The sequence below is a fragment of the Plantactinospora sp. CNZ320 genome, assembly GCF_002846275.1.
In genome coordinates this window covers 1,139,890-1,164,574 of the sequence record NZ_PJMP01000001.1, presented here as the reverse complement: position 1 = coordinate 1,164,574, position 24,685 = coordinate 1,139,890, and the positions used below count along the sequence as shown (strand labels likewise).

Below are 24,685 nucleotides of genomic sequence, written 5' to 3'. Positions count from 1 at the left end.
CCCGGGAGTGCCGGGCCGCGCCGCACCGGGCACCGGGCCGAGGACGATCCGGAACGTGGCCGGGGGCGGCGCCCGTCCCGACGCCGCCCCCGGCCCTGCCGCCCACCGCCACCCCCATGGCCGTGGGCCGGTCCGCTACTCGTGCGCGATCGCGCCGAGCACGTTCAACCTGGCGGCCCGGATCGACGGCAGTACCGCCGCGACCACCCCGACCACGGCCGCCAGGCCGAGGAAGATCCCCATCTCGGTCCACGGCAGCACCAGTTCGGTGATGCCGTCCTCGCGCAGCGCCTGGACCACTGCGGCGCCGAGGCCGGTGCCGACCGCCACCCCGAGCAGGGCACCGAAGACCGAGATCACCACCGCCTCGACGGTGATCATCCGCATGGTCTGACCCCTCCGCAGGCCGATCGCCCGCAGCAGGCCCAGCTCCCGGGTCCGCTCCAGCACCGACAGCGCCAGCGTGTTCACGATGCCGAGTACGGCGATCACGATCGCCAGCGCCAGCAGGATCTGGATCATCGTCAGCAGGCTGTCGAACTGGCTGGTCTGCTGCTCGATGAAGTCGGCCCGGTCCGCGACCGACACCTCGGGGCTGTCCGCCAGCAGCGTCTCGACCCGGGGCATCACCTGGTCCACCGAGGCACCCGGCGCCAGCTTGAGGTACGCCTGCGTCGGCTGCGGTACCGCGAAGTTGGCCGCCGCCGAGGCCGGGAGGACGAAGCCGCCGAACAACTCGGACTCGGCGTAGATGCCGCTGACCGTGTAGGTCCGGGCATCGCCCCGGGAGAGCTGCACCGGCAGCGTGTCACCGACCGAGAGGCCCCGTTCCTTCGCGGTCCCGGCGTCGACCAGGAGTTGGTCCGGGCCGAGTGAGTCGATGCTGCCGGCCGTCGGGGTGGCCCGGTAGATCTCCCGCAGCGCGGGGACACTGCTGGTCGCGGTGATCCAGCCCTGCTTGCCGTCGATCACCGCGCGATCGCCGTACAGGCCGGCGACCATTGCGACGCCGGGCAGCCCGGCGGCCTGGTCCAGCACCGCCGGATCGAAGCTCGGCGGTCGGGGGCCGGTCTGTGCCCCGGAGATGACCAGCTCCGCCCCGATGGTGTCCTCGGCCAGTGCCGTGATGCTGCTCTTGGCCGAGTCGAGGATCACCGTCACGCCGGTGACCAGGGCGATCCCGACCATCAGCGCGGCGGCGGTGATCGCGGTACGTCGGGGGTTGCGGCCCGAGTTGAGCCGGCCCAGCTTGCCCGGCACCGACCAGGAGAAGAGCCGGCCGAGCAGACTGACCACCGGACGGCTGATCAGCGGGGTCAGCAGGGCCACCCCGACGAAGCAGAGCAGCACGCCAGCGAGGATTGTCAGCAGGGTGTTCCCGCCGTTTCCGCTCAGGCCCAGCGCCAGCAGGGTGCCGCCGATCGCGGAGACCACCGCACCGGCGACCGAGATCTTCGTCAGCGGCCGGTCCGGCGTCGCCACGTCCTGCATGGCGGCCACCGGAGGGATCCGGGCGGCCCGCATCGCCGGGAGCACCGCCGCGATGACCGTGACGACGAGTCCGACCGCGAACGAGCTGATCACCGCGGCCGGCGGTACGCCCAACCCGGCCAGTTGCAGCCCACCGGCGGTCTGCCCGAAGACGTACGCCAGCAGCGCGCCGACGCCGATCCCGGCACCGAGCCCGAGTACCGAGGCGACCAGACCGATCACGACCGCCTCGACAAGCACCGAACCGATCACCTGACGGCGGCCCGCGCCGATCGCCCGGAGCAGCGCGAGTTCCTTGGTGCGCTGCGCGACGATGATCGAGAAGGTGTTCAGGATCAGGAAGATGCCGACGAAGAGGGCGACCCCGGCGAAGCCGAGCAGGATGTTGTTGAAGAAGGCGAGTCCCTCCTTCAGCCCGGCGGAGGCGTCCTCGGAGAGCTGTTCGCCGGTCTTGACCACGTAGCCGTCGCCGAGCGCGGCGGCGATGTCGTCGCGCAGTTTCGCCGGTTCGACCCCGTCGGCCGCCTTGACGCTCAGCTCGGAGAAGACGCCCGGCTGGCCGAGCATCAGTTCCTGGGCGACCCGCTCGGTGAACGCCACCTCCTGGGCGCCGCCGAGGCTGTCCCGGTCACCGCTGTAGCCGTAGATGCCGACCAGGGTGAACTCGCGCTTCGGTTGCAGGGTGAGCACCCCGACCCGGTCTCCGAGGGAGAGCTTGGCGGCCTTGGCGACCCCCGCGTTGACCGCGATCTCGTTGTCGGCGGTGGGGCCCCGGCCCTCGCGGAGTTGGACCTGTTCGCTCTCGCCGGTCCAGTTGGCGCCGAGCTGGGGTGCGCCGAGGGAGGTCAGCACCTTGCCGTTGCTGCCGATCACCCGCGCGCCGTCGGCCAGGGCCATACCGGTGGCGCTGGCCACCCCGGAGACCCCACGGACCTGCTCCAGGGCAGTTGCCGGGAAGGCGGCGGCGAGCGGCATGCCCTCCATCTCGCTGACGTCGATCTTCGGCTTGGCGGTGACGCCGACGTCGGTGCCGGCGTACGCGTCGCTGAAGACGGTGTCGAAGGAGCGGCCCAGGGTGTCGGTGAGGACGAAGGCGCCGGAGACGAACATCACGCCGAGCACGACGGCCAGGCCGGAGAGGACCAGCCGGACCTTGCGGGCGAGCAGGCTCTTCAGGGTGGCGCGCAGCATCAGAGCCCCGCCTCGGCGAGCCCGTCGAGCTTCTTCATGGTGTCGAGCACGGTCTCCGGGGTCGGTTCGATCAGCTCGGAGACGATCTGGCCGTCGGCGAGGAAGATCACCCGACCGGCGTAGGAGGCGGCCACCGGGTCGTGGGTGACCATCACGATGGTCTGCTCATATTCGGCGACGGAGCGGCGCAGGAAGCCGAGCACCTCGGCGCCGGCCCGGGAGTCGAGGTTGCCGGTCGGCTCGTCGGCGAAGATCACCTCGGGTCGGGAGGCGAGTGCCCGGGCGCAGGCGACCCGCTGTTGCTGCCCGCCGGAGAGTTGGGCCGGCCGGTGCCCCAGTCGGTCCCGCAGCCCCACCGTGTCGATGACGATGTCGAGCCATTCCTTGTCGGGTTTACGACCGGCGATCGAGAGCGGCAACAGGATGTTTTCCAGTGCGGTCAACGTGGGCAGCAGGTTGAACTGCTGGAAGATGAAACCGACCTTGTCGCGGCGCAGTTTTGTCAGACCCGCGTCGCCGAGCCCGGTCACCGCGGTGTCGCCGATATGGATCGTCCCCCGGGTCACCGAGTCGAGCCCGGCGAGGCAGTGCATGAGGGTGGACTTGCCGGATCCGGAGGGTCCCATGATGGCGGTGAACCGAGCCCGCTCGAATTCCGCATTCACCCCGCGCAGCGCGACGACCTGAGCCTCTCCGCTGCCGTACACCTTCCACACGTCGTTGGCCCGGGCGGCCATCTGGGCATCTCGGGCTAGCGTCGCGGTCACTTTCATCTCCCCCTAGAAATTCTTGGACCGGCCGGACCGCCTGGTCCCGGCCGGCAGCATCCATTGTCGGCGACCCGGGTCACCCGGGCGTCCGTCCCGCGGTGGACCTCGACGCGGAAAAACTGCTGCGGGTCGGCCCTGATTTACGAATCAGGGTTGCCCCTGACTGATAGGACCCCCGCCCTCGCCGATTTCCGTGCGTTGTCGGATCGGCCTGCAATCCGACGCCCGATTCCCTTTGCGGTGGATGCGTTGGTTGCGCCGGCTGTCGGCTTCCGGCCCGGATCGGGCCGTATCAGTCTGTCACCATTCGCTTGCGCTGTGCGTCGATCGTCGGAACACCTGCCAGCTGCGTTCCGGCGTCATCGCGGTCATGCCGCCCCCGTCGTCGTACCTGCGGAAAACGGTAGGCGGGGAAAGCCGGCGGTCCGTCGTGCGCCGGGATGGTCTTCGGGTACGACCCGAGCGCCCGGCCGCTCCTCCGAGCGGACGACTCCCACCCGGCGGTCGTACGCCGTCCGGGCGGCCCGGCCTACGTCTCCAGGGGGCGGTACCCGGCGTCTCCAGGGGGCGGTACCCGGGCTGCCCTCAGGCGCCGGGCCGGACCAGGCCGGTCTCGTAGGCCAGCACCACCGCCTGGACCCGGTCGCGCAGGCCGAGCTTGGTCAGCACGTGCCCGACGTGGGTCTTGATGGTCGTCTCGCTGACCGAGAGCACCCGCGCGATCTCCGCGTTGGAGAGCCCCCGGGCCACCTGGACCAGCACCTCCCGCTCCCGCTCGGTGAGCACCCCGATCGCCTTGGGCGGGGTGGCGTCCGGATCGGGCAGCGTCTCGGCGAACCTGTCCAGCAGCCGCTTCAGGATCCGGGGCGCCACCACCGCCTCACCGGCGGCGACGGTGCGGATGGCGGTGACCAGGTCCTCGGCGGGTACGTCCTTGGCCAGGAAGCCGCTCGCGCCGGCCCGGAGCGCGCCGACGACGTACTCGTCGAGGTCGAACGTGGTCAGGATGAGCACCCGGACCGGCAGTCGGGCGTCGATGATCGCCTTGGTGGCGGCGACCCCGTCCATCCGGGGCATCCGGATGTCCATCAGCACCACGTCGGGCAGCAGCCGCCGGGACAGGTCGACCGCCTCCAGGCCGTCGCCGGCCTCGCCGACGATGTCGAGGTCGTCCTCCGCGCCCAGCACCATCCGGAATCCGGTACGCAGCAGCGGCTGGTCGTCGGCGAGCAGCACCCGTACCGGCCGGTTGGAATCCCTACCGTCGCTCATGCCGCTCCCTCGTTGATCGGCGCACCCAGTTGCTCCATCGGCATCTTGGCGTACACCCGGTAGCCGCCGCCGGGACGGGGCCCGGTGCGCAGGGTTCCACCGTAGAGGGCCATCCGTTCCCGCATCCCCACCAGTCCGTGCCCCAGCCGGCCGCTCTCCGGGGCCGGCCCTCGGCCGGTGTCGGCGACCTCGACGATCAGCCAGTAGACCCCGAAGCTCAACCGGACCTGGGCGGTCGCCGCGCCGGCGTGCTTGAGGGTGTTGGTGAGCGCCTCCTGCACGATCCGGAACACCGTCAGGGACACCCCCGGATCCAGCGGGCCGGGTGTGCCGTCCACCCGCAGGGTCACCGGCAGCCCGGCCTCCCGGACCTGCTCCACCAGCGCCTCGATGCCGGCCAGTCCCGGCTGCGGGGAGAGTTCGGCGGCCGGCTCGGCGTCGGTACGCAGCACATCGAGCAGCCGGCGCAGTTCGCGCAGCGTCGTCCGGCTGGTCTCCTCGATGGTGCCCAGTGCGCCGTCGGTTGCCGCCGGATCCCGGGACAGCACCCGGCGCGCCCCGGTGGCCAGTACGCCCATCACGCTGACGTGGTGTGCGACGACGTCGTGCAGTTCCCGGGCGATCCGTCGGCGCTCGTCGGCGACCGCCTGGTCGGCGAGCGACCGCTGGTTCTCCTCGGCCACCCGGGCCCGCTCCTCCAGGGCCAGGATGCTGGCCCGCCGCGCCTGCACCGTACGGCCGACGAAGAAGCAGACCAGCGCGAGCAGTACCTGGGTGAAGACCTGGTACGCGGGGGAGGGCTCGGTGAGGTCGGGCGGCAGTGGCTTGGCGAGCGCGACGGCCGCGGCCGGTCCCCAGACCGCGGCGGCGGCCAGCGCCGCCTGGCGCAGCGGAAGCAGCGCGGCGGTGGTGTAGGTCAGCAGCACGAACGTGGCGGCGGCGGTGACCGGCTGCGCGCCGCTCAGAACCGAGCCGACGAAGATCGGCACGGCCAGCAGCACGGCCCACCAGGGAGCCACCCGGCGCAGGGTGATCGGTGCGGCGCAGAGGACGCTCCAGAACGCCCACCCGGGCCACCCCCACTGGGTGACTCCCGGCGGAGCGGTGCTGATCAGCACCATCTCCACTCCGACGGCGGTGAGGGCGAGCAGCCCGTCCCGGGCCAGCCATCCGCGCTGCCGGAGATCGGGCCGCAGGCGCCGCCAGTTCCCCCGGATCCGGCTGTTGGCCGGTCTCACGGGGGTGTCGGTAGGGGTCATGCTGGCGACGCTAGCCGCTGCACGGCGCGACAGGTCGTCGCCAGCGGCGACCCTGCGCTCCTCCTTCAGGAGGAGTCCCGCTCCTCCCGGAGGGAGCCGTCCCCGATCTCCGGCTCCGGCGCCGCGTCACCTGTCCGGCCCGGCCCGGTCGACTGGCTCGGCACCGCCGCTACGCCGAGTACGCCTTCCGGCGCGGGTTCCGCCCCCACTTGCGCGGTCGGGCCCGTCCCCGCCCGCGTCGTCGGTCCCGCCACCACTTGCGCTGTCAAACCTGCCGCCGCTTGTGCTGGCGGGCCGGCCGCCGCTTGTGTGGTCGGCACCGGAGCCGGAGCCGGGCGGGCGCCGGGTCGGGCCGGTGGCGGGATCGGAGCGCCCGGGTCGACCGACCCGGTCGACTCCGGAAACGGCGGGGGAGTGCCGCCGAAGGCCGGGCAGTGCGCCTGGTGGTTGCACCAGTCACAGAGCCGGCTCGGCTTCGGCCGGAAGTCGCGGGCCCGGGTCGCCTGCTCGATGGCCCGCCAGAGCGCCAGCACGGTGCGTTCGAACCGGACCAGCTCCTCGGCGTCGGGGGTGTAGTCACAGACCTCCGCGTCGCGCAGGTAGAGCAGGCGCAGCACCCTCGGCACCACACCCCGGGTGCGCCACAGCACCAGGGCGTAGAACTTGAGCTGGAACAGCGCCCGGGCCTCGAACGCCTCGCGGGGCGCGCCACCGGTCTTGTAGTCGACCACCCGCAGGGCGCCGTCGGGCGAGACGTCCAGCCGGTCGATGTAACCCCGGATCAGCAACTGGTCGTCCACCACCGTCGAGACCAGGCTCTCCCGCTCGGCCGGCTCCAACCGGCGCGGATCCTCGACCGTGAAGTAGCCGTCGAGCAACTCGCGGGCCGAGGCCAGGAACTCGGCAGGGCCGGCGAGGTCGCCAGCGGTGAAGATCTCGGCCAGCTCCGTCTGCTCGGTGACCAGCCGGTCCCACTGCGGCGCCACCAGGTCACCCGCGGCGGCCGGCGTGCGCTGCGGCGCCGGCAGGTCGAAGAGGCGTTCCAGCACCGCGTGCACCAGCGTGCCGCGGGCCTGTTCGACACTCGGCCGCTCCGGCAGGCGGTCGATGCTGCGGAACCGGTAGAGCAGGGGGCAGGTCTTGAAATCGGCCGCCCGGGACGGGGAGAGCGAGGCGGTGACCTGCGCCGCGGGCGGATCAGCGGCCGGGAGATCCGCCGGGCCGCCCGTGGCAGTCTGCGATGTCACCGTCTCCGCCGTCATGTCCGGAAGGCTATGCCACGGGTACGACCGAATCCGCCGGCACCCGGCCCGGCATGCGTACCGGCCCCGATGGTCCGCGGGCACCCCGGCCGAACCGGCGGGGTCACCCGGAGGGTTGTTCCGTAGCATCGGAGGAGATGGAGCGAAACTCGCGACCGCGACGCGGCGCGGACCGGCGGCCCGGCGTCACCGTCGGCCGGGTGTTCGGCGTGCCGGTCTACCTCAACCCCTCCATGCTGCTGCTGGTGGCTCTGATCACCCTCATGTACGGCGAGTTCGTCCGGCACCAGCTCGGGCTGTCGCAGCTCACCGGTTATCTCGTCGGGCTCGTCTTCGTGGTCCTGCTGCTCGGCTCGGTACTCCTGCACGAGCTGGGGCACGCGCTGACCGCCCGCCGGTACGGGATCGGGGTGCGCGGCATCACCCTCGAACTGCTCGGCGGCTACACCGAGATGGAGCGGGACGCCCCGACACCCCGGGTGGACCTGTTCGTCTCGCTCGCCGGGCCGGCGGTCTCGCTGGTACTCGGGCTGGTGGGTGTCGCCGCCACCCTCGCCCTGCCGGACGGCACCCTGGCCAACCAGTTCGCCTTCCAGTTGGCCGCCAGCAACGTGCTGGTCGGGCTCTTCAACATCCTGCCCGGGCTGCCGCTGGACGGCGGTCGGGCGTTGCGGGCCGCGGTCTGGGCCGTCACCCGGGACCGGCACCTGGCCACCGAGGTGGCCGGCTGGTCCGGCCGGGTCGTCGCGATCGGCACCGCCGTGGCCTTCGCCCTGCTGACCTGGCTGGTCGGGCTGCCGTTGCTGGGTCTCGCCCTGGTGCTGCTTGTCGCGTTCACCCTCTGGCAGGGCGCCGGTCAGACGATCCGGGCGGCCCGGATCAGCCGGCGGTTTCCCCTCATCGACCTGGCCCGGCTGGCCCGGCCGGTCTTCTCGGTGCCCAGCGGCACTCCGCTGGCCGAGGCGCAGCGGCGCGGGGCGGACGCCGGGCACGGCAGTTCGGTGCTCGGCGTGGCGGACTCCTCCGGCCGGCTGGTGGCGCTCGTCGACCGGACGGCAGCCGAGGCGGTACCGGCCGAGCGTCGGCCCTGGGTGGCGGTGGACACGGTGGCCCGGGGCGTGGACCGGGTACCCAGTCTCGCCGTCGGTCTCGGCGGGGAGCAGGTGGTGCACGCGGTGCAGGCCGACCCGGGCGCACAGTACCTGGTGACCTCAGGCGAAGATGTCGTCGGCGTACTGCATGTCGCCGACCTGGCGCAGCTCCTGGAGCCGAACCGAAAGATGACTCAGTGACCGCACAGCCCACCGCCGTCCCCGCCGCCCCGACCGCTCCGGTGCCGGCGCACCGAGGGCCGTTCCGCCCCGGTGACCGGGTCCAGCTCACCGATCCGAAGGGTCGGATGCACACCATCAAGCTGGAGCCGGGACGGTCGTTTCACACCCACCGAGGCGCGCTGGAACACGACGCCCTGATCGGGTTGCCGGACGGGAGCGTGGTCACCTCGACCGGCGGTACCGCCTACCTGGCGCTGCGTCCGCTGCTCGCGGACTACGTGCTCTCCATGCCGCGCGGTGCGCAGGTGATCTATCCCAAGGACTCCGCCCAGATCGTGGCGATGGGCGACATCTTCCCCGGCGCGAAGGTCCTGGAGGCCGGTGTCGGGTCCGGCGCGCTGACGTGTTCGCTGCTCAGGGCCATCGGCGTCGAGGGCGAACTACATTCCTACGAACTGCGCGAGGACTTTTCCGAGATCGCCCGCCGAAATGTGGAATCCTTCTTCGGTGGACCGCATCCAGCCTGGAATCTCCGGGTGGGCGACGTGGCAGACTGCCAGGAGTCCGGTTTCGACCGGATCATCCTTGACCTCCTCACCCCCTGGGAGGCGCTCGACATGGTCGAACGTGCGCTGGTCCCGGGCGGGGTCTTCATCGGCTACGTCGCCACCACGCCCCAACTCTCCGAACTCGTCGAGGCGCTTCGTGAGCGGGGCGGTTTCACCGAGCCGCGGGCCTGGGAGTCGCTGGTCCGGGACTGGCACGCGGACGGGCTCGCGGTGCGCCCGGACCACCGCATGATCGCGCACACCGCGTTCCTGGTGTCGAGCCGGCGGCTGGCGCCCGGGGTGACCGCCCCGCCGCGCCGGCGCAAGCCCAGCAAGGGCGCCGAGGCGTACGCGCAGCGCCGCCAGGCGCGACAGGAGGCCGAGACAACCTCCGGGAGGGTCGGGGAATGATCCGTCCCGCCGGAGTCGACGCATCAGCGGGCGTGCCGAGCACGGCGAGGAGACGGCATGACTGAGCGCAGCGGGCGGGTCGGCCAGCTCGGTCCGGACGAGTCGCGTGCCGGCACGGGGCGCGGCGGTGCTCCGGAGGGTCCGACCCGGATGCGGATCGGAGTGCCGGGATGAGTGGCCGGAACGAGGCGACGGCGTGAGCCGGCCGGCATTCGGTGGGGGGACCTGCCGGCCGTGTTCCCCGACTGGTCGCCGTACCGCGACCTGGAGTCGGCCGCCCGGGCGTACCTGCGCGACCCGGACGTCGCGATGGAGGCGCTGACCGGGGTGCTGAACGGCGCCTCGGTGCTCGGCTTCACCCTGGAGCGCTTCGTCAACGAGGTGAACGGGGTCTGGCAGGAGGTCGCGATCTGCGACGGCAGCCGGTTGATTCTCTGGCACGGCGAGGACGTACCACCCGACGACGGTCCGGCCGGCTCCATGACGTCGTCGTTGCGGGTGGTGCCGGTCTCCACGGTGAGCGAGGTGGGCTGCCGGCGGCGGTTGAGCCGTACCCCGACCGGCCAGATCCGGGTCGACAGCATCGACGTCTACCTGCTGCTCAGCTCGCTGGACGAGGGCGTGCCCGGCGACGAGGCGCAGGTACCGCCCCGGCACGACGCGCTGCGGTTCGGCAAGACGCTCGACGACGGTGGCGCGGGGCAGATCGCTCGGCTGGAGGAGTTCGCCCGACTGGTCGCCTCGGTGGTCGGCCGTCCCACTCTGTGAACATCGGCGCGGTGAGGAATGTCCCCGTCATCGGTGGCGCGAAACCTCCGGCCGGGCCCGGAATCACTTGTCAGCCGCGGTTTCCGTACGCATCGCACAGCCCTGCGACGCCGCCGTCGAGGTGCCGGCGGGCGGGCCGGGATGCCGTCGGCGAACAGCCGTACCGGCCCGCCGGTCGGTCGACGAAGTGATCAAGCTTCGGCGACGAGGGTGTTGCGTGGAACCGAATCAGCGTCATAGCGGTTAGTGTTAGGGCAGAACGTTCAAGCCCCCGGGGAGGTGGGACGTGGCACGCAGCGACGACGCGGACTCGCGCGCCGCACGGTGGGAGAAGGAGGCCCACGATCTCTCCACCCAGGTCGCGTTTCTTCAAGAGGAACTCGCTCTGGTGCGGCGCAAGTTGACCGAAAGCCCTCGACACGTCCGGCAGCTTGAGGAACGGCTGGCGGCGACACAGGCGCAGCTGGCTCGACTCACGGAGAACAACGAGCGGCTCGTGAACACCCTCAAGGAGGCACGCGCCCAGATCGTCACCCTCAAGGAGGAGATTGACCGGCTGGCGCAACCGCCGAGCGGTTATGGTGTCTTCCTGGCCAAGCACGACGACGGCACGGTCGATGTCTTCACCGGCGGTCGCAAGCTCCGGGTGGCGGTGTCACCCTCGCTCGACGTGGCAGAGCTGCGCCGTGGGCAGGAGGTCCTGCTCAACGACGCGCTCAACATCGTCGACGCGTTCGGTTACGAGCGGGTCGGCGAGGTCGTCATGCTCAAGGAGATCCTGGACAGCCCCTCCGGCGGTGCCGGGGACCGGGCACTCGTGATCTCCCACGCCGACGAGGAACGCATCGTCCACCTCGCGGAGACGCTCATCGGCGCGCCGCTGCGGGCCGGTGACTCGCTCATGATCGAACCCCGCTCGGCGTACGCGTACGAGCGGATTCCGAAGAGCGAGGTCGAGGAACTGGTCCTGGAGGAGGTGCCGGACGTCGACTACGGCGACATCGGCGGTCTGCAGGCTCAGATCGAGCAGATCCGGGACGCCGTCGAGTTGCCGTTCCTGCACGCCGACCTCTTCCGGGAGCACCAGCTCCGGCCGCCGAAGGGCATCCTGCTCTACGGCCCGCCCGGCTGCGGCAAGACGCTCATCGCCAAGGCGGTGGCGAACTCGCTGGCAAAGAAGATCGCCGAGCGCCGGGGCGAGGAGAAGCACACCAGCTTCTTCCTCAACATCAAGGGCCCGGAGCTGCTCAACAAGTACGTCGGCGAGACCGAGCGGCACATCCGGCTCATCTTCCAGCGGGCTCGGGAGAAGGCCGGCGAGGGCACGCCGGTCATCGTCTTCTTCGACGAGATGGACTCGGTTTTCCGGACCCGGGGCTCCGGCGTCTCCTCCGACGTGGAGAACACAATCGTTCCGCAGCTGCTCAGCGAGATCGACGGTGTCGAGGGCCTGGAGAACGTGATCGTGATCGGTGCCTCCAACCGGGAGGACATGATCGATCCGGCAATCCTCCGCCCGGGCCGGCTGGACGTGAAGATCAAGATCGAGCGGCCGGACGCCGAGGCGGCCAAGGACATCTTCTCCAAGTACATCCTCACCGGGCTGCCGCTGCACCCGGACGACCTGGCCGAGCATGGCAACGACCCGCAGTCCACGGTCGCGGCCATGATCGAGGCAGTCGTGCTGCGGATGTACTCGGAGACCGAGGAGAACCGCTTCCTCGAGGTCACCTACGCCAACGGCGACAAGGAAGTCCTCTACTTCAAGGACTTCAACTCCGGCGCGATGATCCAGAACATCGTCGACCGGGGCAAGAAGATGGCGATCAAGGAGTTCCTCTCCTCCGGGCGCAAGGGGCTGCGCCTGCAGCACCTGCTCGACGCCTGCGTCGACGAGTTCCGGGAGAACGAGGACCTGCCCAACACCACGAACCCCGACGACTGGGCCCGGATCTCCGGCAAGAAGGGGGAGCGGATCGTCTACATCCGTACCCTCGTCTCCGGTGGCAAGGGCGCGGAGGCCGGCCGGTCCATCGAGACCGCGAGCAACACCGGCCAGTACCTGTAACACCACGACCGGCATCGGTGGGCGCCGCGTTTCGCGGCGCCCACCGTGCTGTCCGGGACCTGGCACGACGACTCGCCGCTCCGACCCTTGGCCGAATCGGGCGAAGAAGCGGCGAAGGCGTACCGTGGCCGTGTCGACACACCGGGCGAACAATCCGGCGACGGCGCGGACTAGGCTCAATAACATGGGTAGGCGGAGCGAGGCGGCGGCATGAGTGTACGGCGGATCATGGGCACCGAGGTGGAGTACGGCATCTCCGTGCCCGGACAGGCCGGAGCCAACCCGATGGTGACCTCATCGCAGGTGGTGAACGCCTACGGTGCCCGCCCGGAGCTGGCCCGGGGCGGCCGGGCCCGGTGGGACTACGAGGAGGAGTCCCCGCTGCGGGACGCCCGTGGCTTCACCTACTCGGGGGCCGCCTACGACCCGGCGGAGGCGCTTGCCGACGAGGATCTCGGGCTGGCCAACGTGATACTGACCAACGGGGCCCGGCTCTATGTCGACCACGCCCACCCGGAGTACTCGACTCCCGAGGTGACCAACCCGATGGACCTGGTCCGTTGGGACAAGGCGGGCGAGCGGGTGATGGCCGAGGCGTCCCGGCGGGCCGCCACCATCCCGGGTACCCACCCGATCCACCTCTACAAGAACAACACCGACAACAAGGGTGCCAGCTACGGCGCGCACGAGAACTACCTGATGCGCCGGCAGACCCCGTTCGCCGACATCGTGGCGTACCTGACGCCGTTCTTCGTGAGCCGGCAGGTCGTCTGCGGCGCCGGCCGGGTCGGGATCGGGCAGGACGGTTCGCAGCCCGGCTTCCAGATCTCCCAGCGGGCGGACTTCTTCGAGGTCGAGGTCGGCCTGGAGACGACGCTCAAGCGGCCGATCATCAACACCCGGGACGAGCCGCACGCGGACGCCGACAAGTACCGCCGGTTGCACGTGATCATCGGTGACGCCAACCTGTCGGAGATCTCCACCTACCTCAAGGTCGGCACCACGGCGTTGGTGCTCACCATGATCGAGGAGAAGGTGCTCAGTCCCGACCTGGCCATCGCCGACCCGGTGGGCGAGCTGAAGGCGGTCAGCCACGACCCGTCGCTCACGCACCGGATGCGGCTGCGCGACGGGCGCCGGCTGACCGCGCTCGACCTCCAGTGGGCGTACCTCGAACGGGCGCGTTCCTTTGTGGAGGACCGGTACGGCGACGACGTCGACTCCGACACCATCGACGTCCTCGACCGCTGGGAGGGCGTACTCGACCGACTCGGCCGCGATCCGATGCTCTGTGCCGGCGAGCTGGACTGGGTGGCGAAACTGCGGCTGCTGGAGGGCTACCGGGAGCGGGAGAAGCTCGGCTGGGCCTCGCACAAGCTGCAACTTGTCGACCTGCAGTACTCCGACGTACGCCCGGAGAAGGGCCTCTACCACCGGCTGGTGAGCCGGGGTTCGATGGCGACGCTGCTGCCCGAGGAGCTGACCCGCTCGGCGATGACGGAGCCGCCCGAGGACACCCGTGCCTACTTCCGGGGCCGCTGCCTCGCCCAGTACGCCTCCGAGGTGGTGGCGGCGAGCTGGGACTCGGTCATCTTCGACGTCGGACGGGAATCCCTGGTGCGGGTTCCGATGATGGAGCCGGAACGGGGCACCCGCAAGCACGTCGGGGCGTTGTTCGACAGGTGCGCGAGCGCGAAGGACCTGCTGGAGACGATCACCGGTGGCTGACCCCGGGCGGGTGCCGGCGGCAGCGGCGGTGGCGGATGATTCGTCGCCCGTCCGAGGTAAGTTTTCCCCAGGCGATCGTGGAGGAGGCAGCAGAGATGGCTACCCGTGACACCGGCGGTCAGTCACAGTCCGGCAAGGCGCGCCGTGACGAGGAGGTCGACGAGGTCGCGACCGAGGCGAACCCGGAGGTCGCCGAGCGGCACGCGGAGATCACCGAGGACGTCGACGACCTGCTGGACGAGATCGACTCGGTGCTCGAGGAGAACGCCGAGGAGTTCGTCCGGGGCTACGTCCAGAAGGGCGGACAGTAGCCGTACCCGGGCCGGGTCGGGCGTGGTTCGCCACGCCGAACCCGGCGCGGTGCGCGACGGCGGGCCGTGCCGACCGGGCCGGCGCGACGGCCGACCGTGGAGTCGTCGAGTCGGGCCCGGATTCCGGTGGCGCCCGTCGACCCCGGCCGGCGCTGTCGGGAGTGACGCAACACGGCGACGACGATCATCGCACCGGACAGATCCGGGGGATACTCTGCTTCAACCGCAACGGTGGCCTCGCCCGGTTCCCGCGCTGACGCGGGGGATCCGGGCGACGTGATGAGAGAGCTGAGAGGGAGCACGTGGCAGCGGCTTTTGATCCAACCGGGCGTCTACCAGACGTGTTCCTCAACGTGGGGACGTCCTCGTTCACCCAGTTCCTGAGCACGGCGGCTCCCGACCTGCTGCCCGGTCGCCGACCGCTGCCACCCGGGTCCGCCGGTGACCTCGTTCCGCACGCCACCACGATCGTCGCGCTCTCCACCGCGGACGGGGTGGTGATGGCCGGCGACCGGCGCGGCACCATGGGCAACCTGATCTCCAGTCGGGACATCCGCAAGGTGCACCCGGCCGACGAATACTCGCTGGTCGGCTTCGCCGGCACGGCGGGCATCGCGCTGGAGATGGTGCGGCTGTTCCAGGTGGAGCTGGAGCACTACGAGAAGATCGAGGGAGCGATGCTCTCCCTCGACGGCAAGGCCAACCGGCTGGCGGCGATGATCCGCGGCAACCTCGGCGCCGCGATGCAGGGGCTCGCGGTGATCCCGCTCTTCGCCGGCTTCGACCTGGCGGCCACCGACCCGGCCAGGGCCGGCCGGATCTTCAGCTTCGACGTGGCCGGCGGCCCCTACGAGGAGACCGGCTACGACGGCATCGGCTCCGGCTCGCTCTTTGCCAAGGCTGCCCTCAAGAAGCGGTACCGCCCCGGGCTGAGCACCCCCGACGCCATCCGGATCGCCGTCGAGGCGCTCTACGACGCCGCCGACGACGACAGTGCCACGGGTGGTCCCGACCTGAGCCGCCGCATCTATCCGGTGGTGATGACGGCGACCGCGGAGGGCACCAACCGGCTCTCCGACGCCGAGGCGGCCGAGATCGCCGAAGCGGTGGTCGCCGCCCGGATGGAGAACCCGGGCGGCTGACCGCCCCGCACCACAGACAACCCGCCGTCGTCAGCAGAACCGGTTAGGAGAACCGCCGCCGTGGCCATGCAGTTCTACGCCTCACCCGAGCAGATCATGCGCGACCGCTCGGAGCTGGCCCGCAAGGGCATCGCGCGCGGTCGGAGCGCCGTGACGCTCAGCTACTCCGGCGGGGTGCTCTTCGTGGCGGAGAACCTCTCCAGCGCCCTGCACAAGGTCAGTGAGATCTACGACCGGGTCGCCTTCGCGGCGGTCGGCCGGTACAACGAGTTCGAGAACCTGCGCCGCGCGGGAGTCCGGATGGCGGACGCGATCGGGCTCAGCTTCGATCGGCGGGACGTGACCGGCCGGGCGCTGGCGAACGCGTACGCGCAGACCCTCGGGGCGATCTTCACCGAGCAGTCCAAGCCGTTCGAGGTGGAGATCTGCGTCGCCGAGGTGGGCAGCACGCCGGAGGCGGACGAACTCTACCGGATCACCTACGACGGCTCGGTCAACGACGAGCCCGGCCGGATGACGATGGGCGGGCAGGCGGAGGCGCTCACCGGGGTGCTGCGGGAGGCACACCAGCCGGACATGTCGCTGGAGGCGGCGATCCAGCTGGCGGTCCGGGCGCTGGGCAGTGTCGGCGGCGAGGGCGGGGCACCCCGGACCATCGCCGCCAGCCAGCTCGAGGTGGCGATCCTGGACCGGCGGCGGGTCGGGCGTACCTTCCGGCGGATCACCGGTGCCGCCCTCGTCGCACTGCTCGACGGGGCGCCGGTCAAGGCCGACGGCGGTGAGGCTCCGCCGGCCGAGCCGAAGGCACCGGCTCCCGGCCCGGACAAGCCGGCCGAGTCCGCCGGCTCGGCGGACCTGGAGGGCAAGGGGAAGCGGACCGGCGGCAAGTCGGGTAACAGCGGTGAGAAGCCGTCGAGCAACGGCGGCGAGAAGCCGGCGTAGCCGCGCCGGCCATCGCGACCCGGAGCCGAGCTGGTCCGACCGGTCACGTCGCCGGTCGGACCCACACCTTGCCGGTCAGCCCGGTCACGTCGACGGGCTGACCGACACCTCGCCGGTCAGCCCGGCCATGTTGCCGGTCGGACCGGTCACGTCGCCGGGACGGAGCGGGCGGCAGCGCCAGCCTGGCTCGGCGCAGCCGGCAGGCGAGCGGTGCGCAGCGTTCCGTCCGGTCCCAGCGCGTCGGCGAGCATCGCCCGCCAGTCCGCCATCGGCGCCAACCCGGCCCGGCTCCATCCCGCGTGCCCGAGCACGCTGTAGCCGGGCCGGCGGGCCGGGCGGGGATACCGGTCGCTGCTGGTGGGACGGATCCGGCCCGGATCGAGCCCGACCCGGGCGAAGACCTCGCGGGCCAGGCCGTACCAGGTGGTCCGGCCGCTCGCGGTGCCGTGGTAGGTGCCGGCCGGTGCGGCACCCCGGTCCGCGGCGGCGCCGAGGTCGGCCAGCCGCTCCGCGAGCGCGTACGACCAGGTGGGCTGGCCGAACTGGTCGTCGACCACGTCGAGGTACCGGCGTTGGGCTGCCAGCCGGAGCATCGTGGCGACGAAGTTGGGGCCGTGTGCGCCGTACAGCCACGCGGTGCGTACCAGGTATCCGCTCTGTGGGAGCAACCGGGCGACGGCGAGTTCACCGGCGAGCTTGCTGCGCCCGTACGCGTTGACCGGGGCGGTCGGGGCGTCCTCCGGGTACGGCCGGTCGGCGTCGCCGGCGAAGACGTAGTCGGTGGAGACGTGCAGCAGCCGGGCACCGACCTCGGCACACGCCGCTGCCAGGTTCGCCACAGCGTTGCCGTTGACGGCGGTGGCCGCCGCCTCCCGCTGCTCCGCACCGTCCACGTCGGTCCAGGCCGCCGCGTTGATCACGATGCGGTGCCCGGCGACCGCCGCGCGGACCGCTGCCGGGTCGGTCAGGTCGACCTCGGCCCGGGTGGCGGCGGTGACCGGCCCGTGTCGCCGAGCGGTGAGCACCGCCACCAGGTCCCGGCCGAGCATCCCGCCCGCCCCGGTCACCAGCCAAGTCGGCGGGTCACCGTTCCGTTCGCCGTCCGGCGGGTCGGCGTGTCGCTGGGCGGTCACCGGGGGGCCGGCCCGGGACGCCCGATCTCCTCGCCGTCGCGTAGCGCCTTGAGCGGCTCCCACCAGGCCCGGTTCTCCCGGTACCAGGTGACCGTCTCGGCGAGCCCGCGGTCGAGGTCGACGCTGGGGGCGTACCCGAGTTCTTCACTGATCTTGGTGATGTCCAGCGAGTAGCGGCGGTCGTGCCCCATCCGGTCGGCGACCGGCCGGACCCGGTCCCAGCCGGCGCCGCAGGCGGCGAGCAGCCGGCCGGTCAGCTCCCGGTTGGTCAACTCGGTGCCGCCGCCGATGTGGTAGACCTCGCCGGGCCGCCCCTTGTCCTGCACCAGGGCGACACCGACGCAGTGGTCGTGCACGTGCAGCCAGTCCCGGACGTTGCCGCCGTCGCCGTAGAGCGGGACGGTGCCGCCGTCGAGCAGGTTGGTGACGAAGAGCGGGATCACCTTCTCCGGGAACTGGTACGGCCCGTAGTTGTTCGAGCAGCGGGTCAGCACCACGTCCATCCCGTAGGTGCGGTGGTAGGCGAGGGCGAGCAGGTCGGAGCCGGCCTTGGCGGCCGAGTACGGCGAGTTCGGCGCGAGCGGGGTGGCCTCGGTCCAGGATCCCTGCTCGATCGAGCCGTAGACCTCGTCGGTGGAGACGTGCACGAACCGGCCGGTTCGGTGCCGCAGTGCCGCCTCCAGCAGGGTCTGCGTGCCGAGCACGTTGGTGGTGACGAACGGGGCGGACCGGTGGATGGAACGGTCGACGTGGGACTCGGCGGCGAAGTGCACCACCACGTCGTGCCCGGCCATCGTCTCGTCGACCACGGCCGGGTCGCAGATGTCGCCGACCACCACCCGCAGTCGGGGATCGTCGCGTACCGGGTCGAGGTTGGCGAGGTTGCCGGAATAGGTCAACTTGTCCAGCACCGTCACGGCGCTCGGTGCGAGTCGGGGACCGGTGCCAGCCAGCAGCATACGTACGTATTCAGAACCGATGAATCCTGCTCCACCGGTCACGAGGATCCTCATGAATTGGAAAGTCTACGCGTCGGCCGGCGACTCCGGCCCGAGGTGTTTTGTCGGCGAGCCGACTCTGTCGACCGCCGTCCGCCGGTAACCTGCGCCAATGCGCGGAATCCTGCTGGCGGGCGGCACCGGCTCGCGGCTGTGGCCGATCACCCAGGCCGTGTCCAAGCAACTCATGCCGATATTCGACAAGCCGATGATCTATTATCCGCTCTCCACTCTGGTCATGGCGGGTATACGGGAAATCCTCATCATCACCACTCCCGGCGACCAGGATCAGTTTCGGAAACTACTTGGTGACGGCTCCCAGTGGGGCCTCCGGTTGGAGTACGTCGCACAGCCGAGTCCGGACGGAATCGCGCAGGCGTTCCTTCTCGGCGAGGAGTTCCTGGCAGGTGATTCGGTCGCACTGATTCTCGGTGACAACATCTTCTACGGTGCCGGACTGGGCCGGAGCCTGGCCCTCAATGGTGACCCGGACGGCGGACGGATCTTCGCCTACCCCGTCGCAAACACACACGGTTACGGCATCGTCGAGTTCGATCAGGACGGCACCGCGTTGTCGATCGAGGAAAAGCCGGAGAAGCCGAAGTCCAGATATGCCGTCCCCGGGCTCTACTTCTATGCCAAGGACGTGGTGGAGATCGCCCGCGGGCTGGTGCCGAGTGACCGTGGGGAGTTGGAGATCACCGCGGTGAACCAGGCCTACCTGGCGGCGGGGCGCCTCCAGGTGACGGCCCTGGACCGGGGCACTGCCTGGCTCGACACCGGCACCTTCACCTCACTCATGCAGGCCGGCGAGTTCGTCCGGGTGATCGAGGAACGGCAGGGGTTGAAGGTCGGCTGCATCGAGGAGGTGGTGTGGCGCAGCGGACTCATCAGCGACGACCACCTGCGAGAACTGGCGCAACCGCTCAGCCGGAGCGGGTACGGCGAGTACCTCTTCTCGATCCTGGAGGACCCGGGCCGGTAGCGTGCCGGCGGTTGTCCTCCCGGATCGGCCCGGTGGCCCCGGGCAGCTGTCCCAGAACCTACGTCGGTGGAAGTGACCAACCAGGGCTCCGGGCGACTAATCTCCAAGCATGGAGCGGCGAATCTTCGGCCTTGAAACCGAGTACGGTGTCACCTGCACCTACCGCGGCCAACGGCGGCTGTCCCCGGACGAGGTCGCCCGTTACCTCTTCCGCCGGGTGGTCTCCTGGGGGCGCTCGAGCAACGTGTTCCTGCGCAACGGTGCCCGGCTCTACCTCGACGTCGGGTCCCACCCCGAGTACGCCACCCCGGAGTGCGACTCGGTCTCCGACCTGGTGGCGCACGACCGGGCCGGCGAGCGGATCCTGGAGGGTCTGCTGGTCGACGCGGAGAAGCGGCTGCACGACGAGGGCATCGCGGGCGAGATCTACCTGTTCAAGAACAACACCGACTCGGCCGGCAACTCGTACGGCTGCCACGAGAACTACCTGGTCTCCCGGCACGGCGAGTTCGGCCGGCTGGCCGACGTGCTGATCCCGTTCCTGGTCACCCGGCAGCTCATCTGCGGTGCCGGCAAGGTGTTGCAGACCCCGCGCGGCGCCGTCTACTGCCTCTCCCAGCGCGCCGAGCACATCTGGGAGGGCGTCTCCTCGGCCACCACCCGCAGCCGGCCGATCATCAACACCCGGGACGAGCCGCACGCCGACGCCGAGCGCTACCGGCGGCTGCACGTCATCGTCGGCGACTCCAACATGAACGAGGTCACCACGCTGCTCAAGGTCGGCAGCGCGGACATCGTGCTGCGGATGATCGAGGCCGGGGTGGTGATGCGCGACCTGTCGCTGGAAAACCCGATCCGGGCGATCCGGGAGGTGTCGCACGACATCACCGGCCGGCGCAAGGTCCGACTCGCCTCCAACAAGGAGATCAGCGCGCTGGAGATCCAGCAGGAATACCTGGCCAAGGCGACCGAGTTCGTCGAGCGGCGCGGTGGGGACCAGACCGCGAAGCGGGTGGTCGAACTCTGGGGCCGGGTGCTGCGCGCGGTCGAGACCGGTGACCTGGACCCGGTCTCCCGGGAGATCGACTGGGTGACCAAGCTCCAGCTCATCGAGCGGTACCAGCGCAAGAACGACCTGCCGCTGTCGCATCCCCGGATCGCCCAGATGGACCTCGCGTACCACGACCTGCGCCGGGGACGTGGCCTCTACGGGCTGCTGGAGCGGCGCAAGCAGGTGGACCGGATCGCCACCGACCCGGAGATCTTCGAGGCGAAGGAGACCCCGCCGCAGACCACCCGGGCCCGGCTGCGCGGCGAGTTCATCCGGCACGCCCAGGAGAAGCGCCGGGACTTCACCGTCGACTGGGTGCACCTCAAGCTGAACGACCAGGCCCAGCGCACGGTGCTCTGCAAGGACCCGTTCCGGGCGTACGACGAGCGGGTCGAGCGGCTGATCGCGAGCATGTGAGGTCGGGCCGCTACGCTGACCTCGCTATGACGCATCCAGAGGGTCGTGACGACGACGAGCACCGCCGCCCCGAAACGATCCGGCAGAACCGGGTCGAGCGGCGGCGGACGAAGATCCGGGAGGAGATCGAGCGCAACCGGCGGGGCGAGTACACCGTCCCGACCTGGGTGCTCACCCTCGTGCTCGTGCTGGTCGTGGCGGGCTGGCTGGCGCTGGTCTTCCTTAGCTGATTCCGTCGGGGTCTTCCTGAGCTGATTCCCGTCGGGGTCAGGGCCTTCGGCCGACCCGGTGCGGCCCTCGGCGCGGGTGCCGGATCAGCGCAGGCCGGCGGCGTGTCGCCCGGCGGCGGCCGCGGCCAGGAAGTAGGCGTGCTCCTCGGCCAGCCCCCGGCCCATCGTCGAAAGCGGCACCGGGCTGGCCCGCAGCGCCTCGTCGAGCCCGTGCACAGGTACCCGGACGATCCGGTGCCGCTGCGCCAGCGCGGCCACCGCCGGTTCGACGAGCGCGGCCAGTTCCGCCGGCAACTCGGCCGGGAGCACCAGATCGGCGGGGGCCAGCGCGACCCGGCCGTACGCGGTCACGCTGTGGTGCGACAGCCCCCGGTGCCGGTCCCGCGGGTCGGCGCCGGAGATCCGCAGCGAGCCCACGGCCCGCCCGCCCAGCGTGGCGACCGCGTTGACCGCCTCGCCGACCGCGACCCCGGAGAAACCCCATCGGGTACCGGTGCCGAGGTTGCCCGGCCCCTGCGCCACCACCGCCACGTCGGCTTGCAGCACGTACCGGGCGGCGAGCAGCCCGCTGTGCAGGTTCGTCGCCTCCAGGTCACCGCCGAAGGCCTGCCCGACGGTGACCGTGCCGGCGAGCGTGGCGCGCAGGCCGTGCAGGATGCGGGAGAACCAGGCCGGCAGCGCGCCGCCGTCGGTCATCAGGTACGCGATCCGCGCCTCGGGTGCGTCGGCCCGGATCCCCGCCACGATCGCCGGCAGTGCGGAGTGCAGGTCGGCGGTGACCACCGGCAGCCCGCCGAGGTCGTCGGCGTCGGCCAGTGCCGCCCGGTGCGGGGAGGCCTCCTCGTCGACGCCGAGCAGGATCGGTTGCAGCGGCGTGTAACGGGCCTTCACCAGGTGCCCGGCGTCGCGGGTGTCGACCGTCTCCGGCGGGTCCGCCGGCAGCCGGTCCGGCAGCGCCACCACCAGGGCGTACCCGCCGGTGCCGAGCCCCATCAACAGCGCGCCGACGTTGAGCAGCACCCGGTCGCCCGGCTCGGGGGTGCCGACCAGTTCCGGGTACGCCAGGGCGCGTACCGGGGCCCCGTCGGCCTGCCGGACGTCGAGTTCGACGGCGCCGTGCCAGCTACGCCGGACCGCCGTCACCGTCCCGGACCGCCATCGCACCATGGCCGGCAGGGTAACCGGCTACGGCGTGCCGCTCCGGGGCGGGTCGAGGTAGACGTACCAGGCGGAACGGCTGCCGCGCGGGGTACCCGGTTCGTGATCCGACACTGCTAGCGTCTGTGTCGTGTCGCGGACCCGTACCGAACGCCTGGTCAACCTGGTGATCTGTCTGCTCTCCACCCGACGGTTCCTGACCGCCGCGCAGATCGCCGGGACCGTGCCCGGCTACGAGCATGATCCGGACGACCCACGTGACCACGAGGCCTTCCAGCGCAAGTTCGAGCGGGACAAGGCCGAGCTGCGTGAGCTGGGCGTACCGCTGGAAACCGGCACGGCCAGCGCCTTCGACGCCGAGCCGGGCTACCGGATCGCGCGCCGGGAGTACGCGCTGCCGGAGATTCCGCTGGAGCCCGACGAGGCGGCGGCGGTGGGCATCGCCGCCCGGCTCTGGCGGCACGCCGGGTTGGCCGCGGCGGCCTCCTCCGGGCTGGCGAAGCTGCGTGCCGCAGGTGTCGACGTCGACCCGCAGGCCACCCTCGGGGTGGAGCCGGTGGTCACCGTCGACCCGGCGTTCGGGCCGCTGACGGCGGCGGCCCGGGAGCGCCGCACGGTCGGCTTCGACTACCGGGTGCCCGACGGCGACGCCCCGACCAGCCGCCGGCTGCAGCCCTGGGGCGTGGTCTGCTGGCGGGCCCGGTGGTATGTGGTCGGCCACGACCTCGACCGCGACGCGACCCGCTGTTTCCGGCTCTCCCGGATCGTCGGCGGGGCCGTGCGGACGATCGGCGGGCCGGGGGCCTTCTCCCCGCCGGTCGGCGTCGACCTGATCAGCCACGTCGCGAAGTGGTTCGGTCCGGTGGAGCGTTCCGGCCGGGCCACCGTGCTGGTGGCACCGGGCCGGGCGGCGGGACTGCGTCGGTGGGCCCGACAGGTGACGAGCGGACCGGACGGAGACCGGCTGGTGCTGCCGTACGCCGACGCCGAGTCGCTCGCCGCTAGGCTCGTCGGCTACGGTCCCGATGTCCGGGTGCTCGAACCGCCGGAGGTCCGGGACGCCGTGATCCAGCGCCTCAAGGAGATCACCGCCCGGCACGACGAGATGGCGACCGCCCGGGCGTCGGGGTAACGCTGGGGCGGCCGGGGTCGGGGGCCCCGGAGACTGACCAGAGGGGGGAGCCGGCGTGACTCGTCCGGCGCAACGGTCCGGTGGCGGGACGCGGACCTCGGCCGACCGGCTGGCCCGGCTGCTGAACCTGGTGCCGTACCTGCTGGCGCGACCGGGGATCGAGCTGTCCGAGGCGGCAGCCGACCTCGGGGTGACCGAGCGGCAGCTGCGGGAGGACCTGGAACTGCTCTGGGTCTGCGGCCTGCCCGGGTACGGGCCGGGCGACCTGATCGACATGGCCTTCGACGGTGACCGGGTCACCATCACCTACGACGCCGGGATCGACCGGCCGCTGCGGCTCACCCCGGACGAGGCGCTGGCGCTGGTGGTCGCGCTGCGGATGCTCGCCGAGACCCCCGGGATGGCCAACCGGGACGCGATCGAACGCGCCCTCGCCAAGATCGAGAGTGCGGCCGGCGAACTCGCCGACGCTCCCGTCGCGGTGCGGATGCCGGGCGACAGCGACCGGGTCGCGGCACTGCACGGCGCGGTGCAGCGGGGCCGGGCGCTCCGGATCACCTACTACGCCGCGACCCGGGACGAGACGACCGACCGCACCGTCGACCCGATCCGGGTGCTGACGGTCGGCGGCCTGGCCTACCTGGAGGCGTGGTGCCGGCGGGCGGAGTCGATGCGGCTGTTCCGGGCCGACCGGATCGACGCGCTCGTCGAGCTGGACGAGGCGGCCGCACCGCCGCCGCAGGCCCGGCTGCACGACCTGAGCAGCGGGATCTTCCGTCCCGACCCGGACCTGCCGCTGGTGACCCTGCGGGTCGGCCGGTCCAGCCGGTGGATCACCGAGTACTACCCGTGCGAGCGGGTCGAGCCGGACCCGGGTGACGCCGACCGGGCCGGCCGGGAGTGGCTGGTCGCGCTGCGGGTCACCGACCTCGACTGGGCCCGGCGGTTCGTGCTCGGGCTCGGGCCGGACGTCACGGTGGTCGCCCCGACCGAACTCGCCGACCAGGTACGCGAGCGGGCCGCCGCCGCGCTCGACGCGTACGCCACCCTGCCACCGGACGGCGCGTCGGCGCCCGGCTCGGGGCAGGACGTCGTACTGGACCCCGGCGCCAGTCCGGCGGCAACTGCCGGAAGCCACTAGGCT

General features: G+C 71.4%; 20 protein-coding genes and 1 pseudogene. 13 read left to right on the top strand and 8 right to left on the bottom strand.

Features of this window, described 5'->3' with window-relative positions:
* Nucleotides 1–135: 135 nt before the first annotated feature.
* From CLT71_RS04980 to CLT71_RS04960, 5 genes and pseudogenes are all read right to left on the bottom strand, one after another.
* On the bottom strand, nt 136–2,682 hold the full coding sequence (locus CLT71_RS04980; protein WP_101366069.1) for an FtsX-like permease family protein: 2,547 nt from the start codon (nt 2,680–2,682) through the stop codon (nt 136–138).
* On the bottom strand, nt 2,682–3,449 hold the full coding sequence (locus CLT71_RS04975; protein WP_101371147.1) for an ABC transporter ATP-binding protein: 768 nt from the start codon (nt 3,447–3,449) through the stop codon (nt 2,682–2,684). Before CLT71_RS04975 ends, CLT71_RS04980 begins: the two co-directional genes overlap by 1 nt.
* A gap of 588 nt (nt 3,450–4,037) precedes the next feature.
* On the bottom strand, nt 4,038–4,724 hold the full coding sequence (locus tag CLT71_RS04970) for a response regulator transcription factor (protein WP_101366068.1): 687 nt from the start codon (nt 4,722–4,724) through the stop codon (nt 4,038–4,040).
* On the bottom strand, nt 4,721–5,983 hold the full coding sequence (locus tag CLT71_RS04965) for a sensor histidine kinase (protein ID WP_101366067.1): 1,263 nt from the start codon (nt 5,981–5,983) through the stop codon (nt 4,721–4,723). Before CLT71_RS04965 ends, CLT71_RS04970 begins: the two co-directional genes overlap by 4 nt.
* A gap of 350 nt (nt 5,984–6,333) precedes the next feature.
* Nucleotides 6,334–7,245 (bottom strand): annotated as a pseudogene (locus tag CLT71_RS04960) (RecB family exonuclease); the annotation flags it as partial.
* 137 nt (nt 7,246–7,382) lie between these two features.
* Between CLT71_RS04960 and CLT71_RS04955 the strand changes: the two are divergent.
* The 8 genes from CLT71_RS04955 (at nt 7,383) to prcA (ending at nt 16,437) form a co-directional block, all read left to right on the top strand.
* The gene (locus CLT71_RS04955) at nt 7,383–8,537 is read left to right on the top strand and encodes a site-2 protease family protein (RefSeq protein WP_101366066.1); all 1,155 of its coding nucleotides are present in this window, start codon (nt 7,383–7,385) and stop codon (nt 8,535–8,537) included.
* Nucleotides 8,534–9,478 carry a tRNA (adenine-N1)-methyltransferase gene (locus tag CLT71_RS04950; protein WP_101366065.1) on the top strand — a complete coding sequence of 315 codons (945 nt, stop codon included), beginning with the start codon at nt 8,534–8,536 and terminating at the stop codon, nt 9,476–9,478. The genes CLT71_RS04955 and CLT71_RS04950 overlap by 4 nt, the downstream gene beginning before the upstream one ends.
* Nucleotides 9,479–9,652: 174 nt before the next feature.
* Nucleotides 9,653–10,246 carry a hypothetical protein gene (locus CLT71_RS04945; protein WP_486483061.1) on the top strand — a complete coding sequence of 198 codons (594 nt, stop codon included), beginning with the start codon at nt 9,653–9,655 and terminating at the stop codon, nt 10,244–10,246.
* 286 nt (nt 10,247–10,532) lie between these two features.
* Nucleotides 10,533–12,314, top strand: coding sequence for a proteasome ATPase (gene arc, locus CLT71_RS04940; RefSeq protein ID WP_101366064.1), 1,782 nt, complete (start codon nt 10,533–10,535; stop codon nt 12,312–12,314).
* Nucleotides 12,315–12,524: 210 nt separating this feature from the next.
* Nucleotides 12,525–14,042 carry a depupylase/deamidase Dop gene (gene dop, locus CLT71_RS04935; protein ID WP_101366063.1) on the top strand — a complete coding sequence of 506 codons (1,518 nt, stop codon included), beginning with the start codon at nt 12,525–12,527 and terminating at the stop codon, nt 14,040–14,042.
* A gap of 95 nt (nt 14,043–14,137) precedes the next feature.
* Nucleotides 14,138–14,353, top strand: a complete 216-nt coding sequence (locus tag CLT71_RS04930; RefSeq protein WP_101366062.1) for a ubiquitin-like protein Pup — start codon at nt 14,138–14,140, stop codon at nt 14,351–14,353.
* 302 nt (nt 14,354–14,655) lie between these two features.
* On the top strand, nt 14,656–15,495 hold the full coding sequence (gene prcB / locus CLT71_RS04925) for a proteasome subunit beta (RefSeq protein WP_101366061.1): 840 nt from the start codon (nt 14,656–14,658) through the stop codon (nt 15,493–15,495).
* A gap of 60 nt (nt 15,496–15,555) precedes the next feature.
* Entirely contained in the window at nt 15,556–16,437 is an 882-nt protein-coding gene (prcA, locus tag CLT71_RS04920; protein WP_101366060.1) for a proteasome subunit alpha, read from the top strand.
* Nucleotides 16,438–16,583: 146 nt separating this feature from the next.
* Here prcA and rfbD read toward each other — a convergent pair whose 3' ends face one another.
* Together rfbD and rfbB are read right to left on the bottom strand one after the other, a co-directional pair.
* Nucleotides 16,584–17,504 (bottom strand): dTDP-4-dehydrorhamnose reductase, encoded by a 921-nt coding sequence (gene rfbD, locus CLT71_RS04915; protein WP_486483651.1) that lies wholly within the window; start codon nt 17,502–17,504, stop codon nt 16,584–16,586.
* A 62-nt stretch (nt 17,505–17,566) separates the two neighbouring features.
* Nucleotides 17,567–18,583, bottom strand: a complete 1,017-nt coding sequence (gene rfbB, locus CLT71_RS04910) for a dTDP-glucose 4,6-dehydratase (RefSeq protein ID WP_101366059.1) — start codon at nt 18,581–18,583, stop codon at nt 17,567–17,569.
* A gap of 97 nt (nt 18,584–18,680) precedes the next feature.
* Between rfbB and rfbA the strand changes: the two genes are divergently transcribed.
* The 3 genes from rfbA to CLT71_RS04895 all read left to right on the top strand — a co-directional run bounded on the left by rfbA (nt 18,681) and on the right by CLT71_RS04895 (nt 21,251).
* The gene (gene rfbA, locus CLT71_RS04905; protein WP_101366058.1) at nt 18,681–19,553 is read left to right on the top strand and encodes a glucose-1-phosphate thymidylyltransferase RfbA; all 873 of its coding nucleotides are present in this window, start codon (nt 18,681–18,683) and stop codon (nt 19,551–19,553) included.
* Nucleotides 19,554–19,662: 109 nt separating this feature from the next.
* Nucleotides 19,663–21,021, top strand: a complete 1,359-nt coding sequence (gene pafA, locus CLT71_RS04900) for a Pup--protein ligase (protein ID WP_101366057.1) — start codon at nt 19,663–19,665, stop codon at nt 21,019–21,021.
* A gap of 26 nt (nt 21,022–21,047) precedes the next feature.
* Nucleotides 21,048–21,251 (top strand): hypothetical protein, encoded by a 204-nt coding sequence (locus tag CLT71_RS04895; RefSeq protein ID WP_101366056.1) that lies wholly within the window; start codon nt 21,048–21,050, stop codon nt 21,249–21,251.
* Nucleotides 21,252–21,335: 84 nt separating this feature from the next.
* On the opposite strand, the gene CLT71_RS04890 is transcribed toward CLT71_RS04895, so the two are convergent.
* Nucleotides 21,336–22,418, bottom strand: a complete 1,083-nt coding sequence (locus tag CLT71_RS04890; RefSeq protein WP_101366055.1) for a DUF3866 family protein — start codon at nt 22,416–22,418, stop codon at nt 21,336–21,338.
* A 121-nt stretch (nt 22,419–22,539) separates the two neighbouring features.
* Between CLT71_RS04890 and CLT71_RS04885 the strand changes: the two genes are divergently transcribed.
* Together CLT71_RS04885 and CLT71_RS04880 are read left to right on the top strand one after the other, a co-directional pair.
* Complete coding sequence (locus CLT71_RS04885; RefSeq protein WP_101366054.1) at nt 22,540–23,541, top strand: WYL domain-containing protein; 1,002 nt, start codon at nt 22,540–22,542, stop codon at nt 23,539–23,541.
* Between the two features lie 55 nt (nt 23,542–23,596).
* Complete coding sequence (locus CLT71_RS04880) at nt 23,597–24,682, top strand: helix-turn-helix transcriptional regulator (protein ID WP_101366053.1); 1,086 nt, start codon at nt 23,597–23,599, stop codon at nt 24,680–24,682.
* The last annotated feature ends 3 nt before the right edge of the window (nt 24,683–24,685 follow it).

Excerpts from the sequence above, each read along its gene's own strand:
- rfbA (WP_101366058.1), top strand. The coding sequence starts at position 18,681 with ATGCGCGGAATCCTGCTGGCGGGCGGCACCGGCTCGCGGCTGTGGCCG.
- rfbB (WP_101366059.1), bottom strand. The coding sequence starts at position 18,583 with ATGAGGATCCTCGTGACCGGTGGAGCAGGATTCATCGGTTCTGAATAC.
- CLT71_RS04895 (WP_101366056.1), top strand. The coding sequence starts at position 21,048 with ATGACGCATCCAGAGGGTCGTGACGACGACGAGCACCGCCGCCCCGAA.
- CLT71_RS04930 (WP_101366062.1), top strand. The coding sequence starts at position 14,138 with ATGGCTACCCGTGACACCGGCGGTCAGTCACAGTCCGGCAAGGCGCGC.
- CLT71_RS04890 (WP_101366055.1), bottom strand. The coding sequence starts at position 22,418 with ATGGTGCGATGGCGGTCCGGGACGGTGACGGCGGTCCGGCGTAGCTGG.
- CLT71_RS04980 (WP_101366069.1), bottom strand. The coding sequence starts at position 2,682 with ATGCTGCGCGCCACCCTGAAGAGCCTGCTCGCCCGCAAGGTCCGGCTG.
- pafA (WP_101366057.1), top strand. The coding sequence starts at position 19,663 with ATGGAGCGGCGAATCTTCGGCCTTGAAACCGAGTACGGTGTCACCTGC.
- CLT71_RS04955 (WP_101366066.1), top strand. The coding sequence starts at position 7,383 with ATGGAGCGAAACTCGCGACCGCGACGCGGCGCGGACCGGCGGCCCGGC.
- dop (WP_101366063.1), top strand. The coding sequence starts at position 12,525 with ATGAGTGTACGGCGGATCATGGGCACCGAGGTGGAGTACGGCATCTCC.
- CLT71_RS04965 (WP_101366067.1), bottom strand. The coding sequence starts at position 5,983 with ATGACCCCTACCGACACCCCCGTGAGACCGGCCAACAGCCGGATCCGG.
- CLT71_RS04970 (WP_101366068.1), bottom strand. The coding sequence starts at position 4,724 with ATGAGCGACGGTAGGGATTCCAACCGGCCGGTACGGGTGCTGCTCGCC.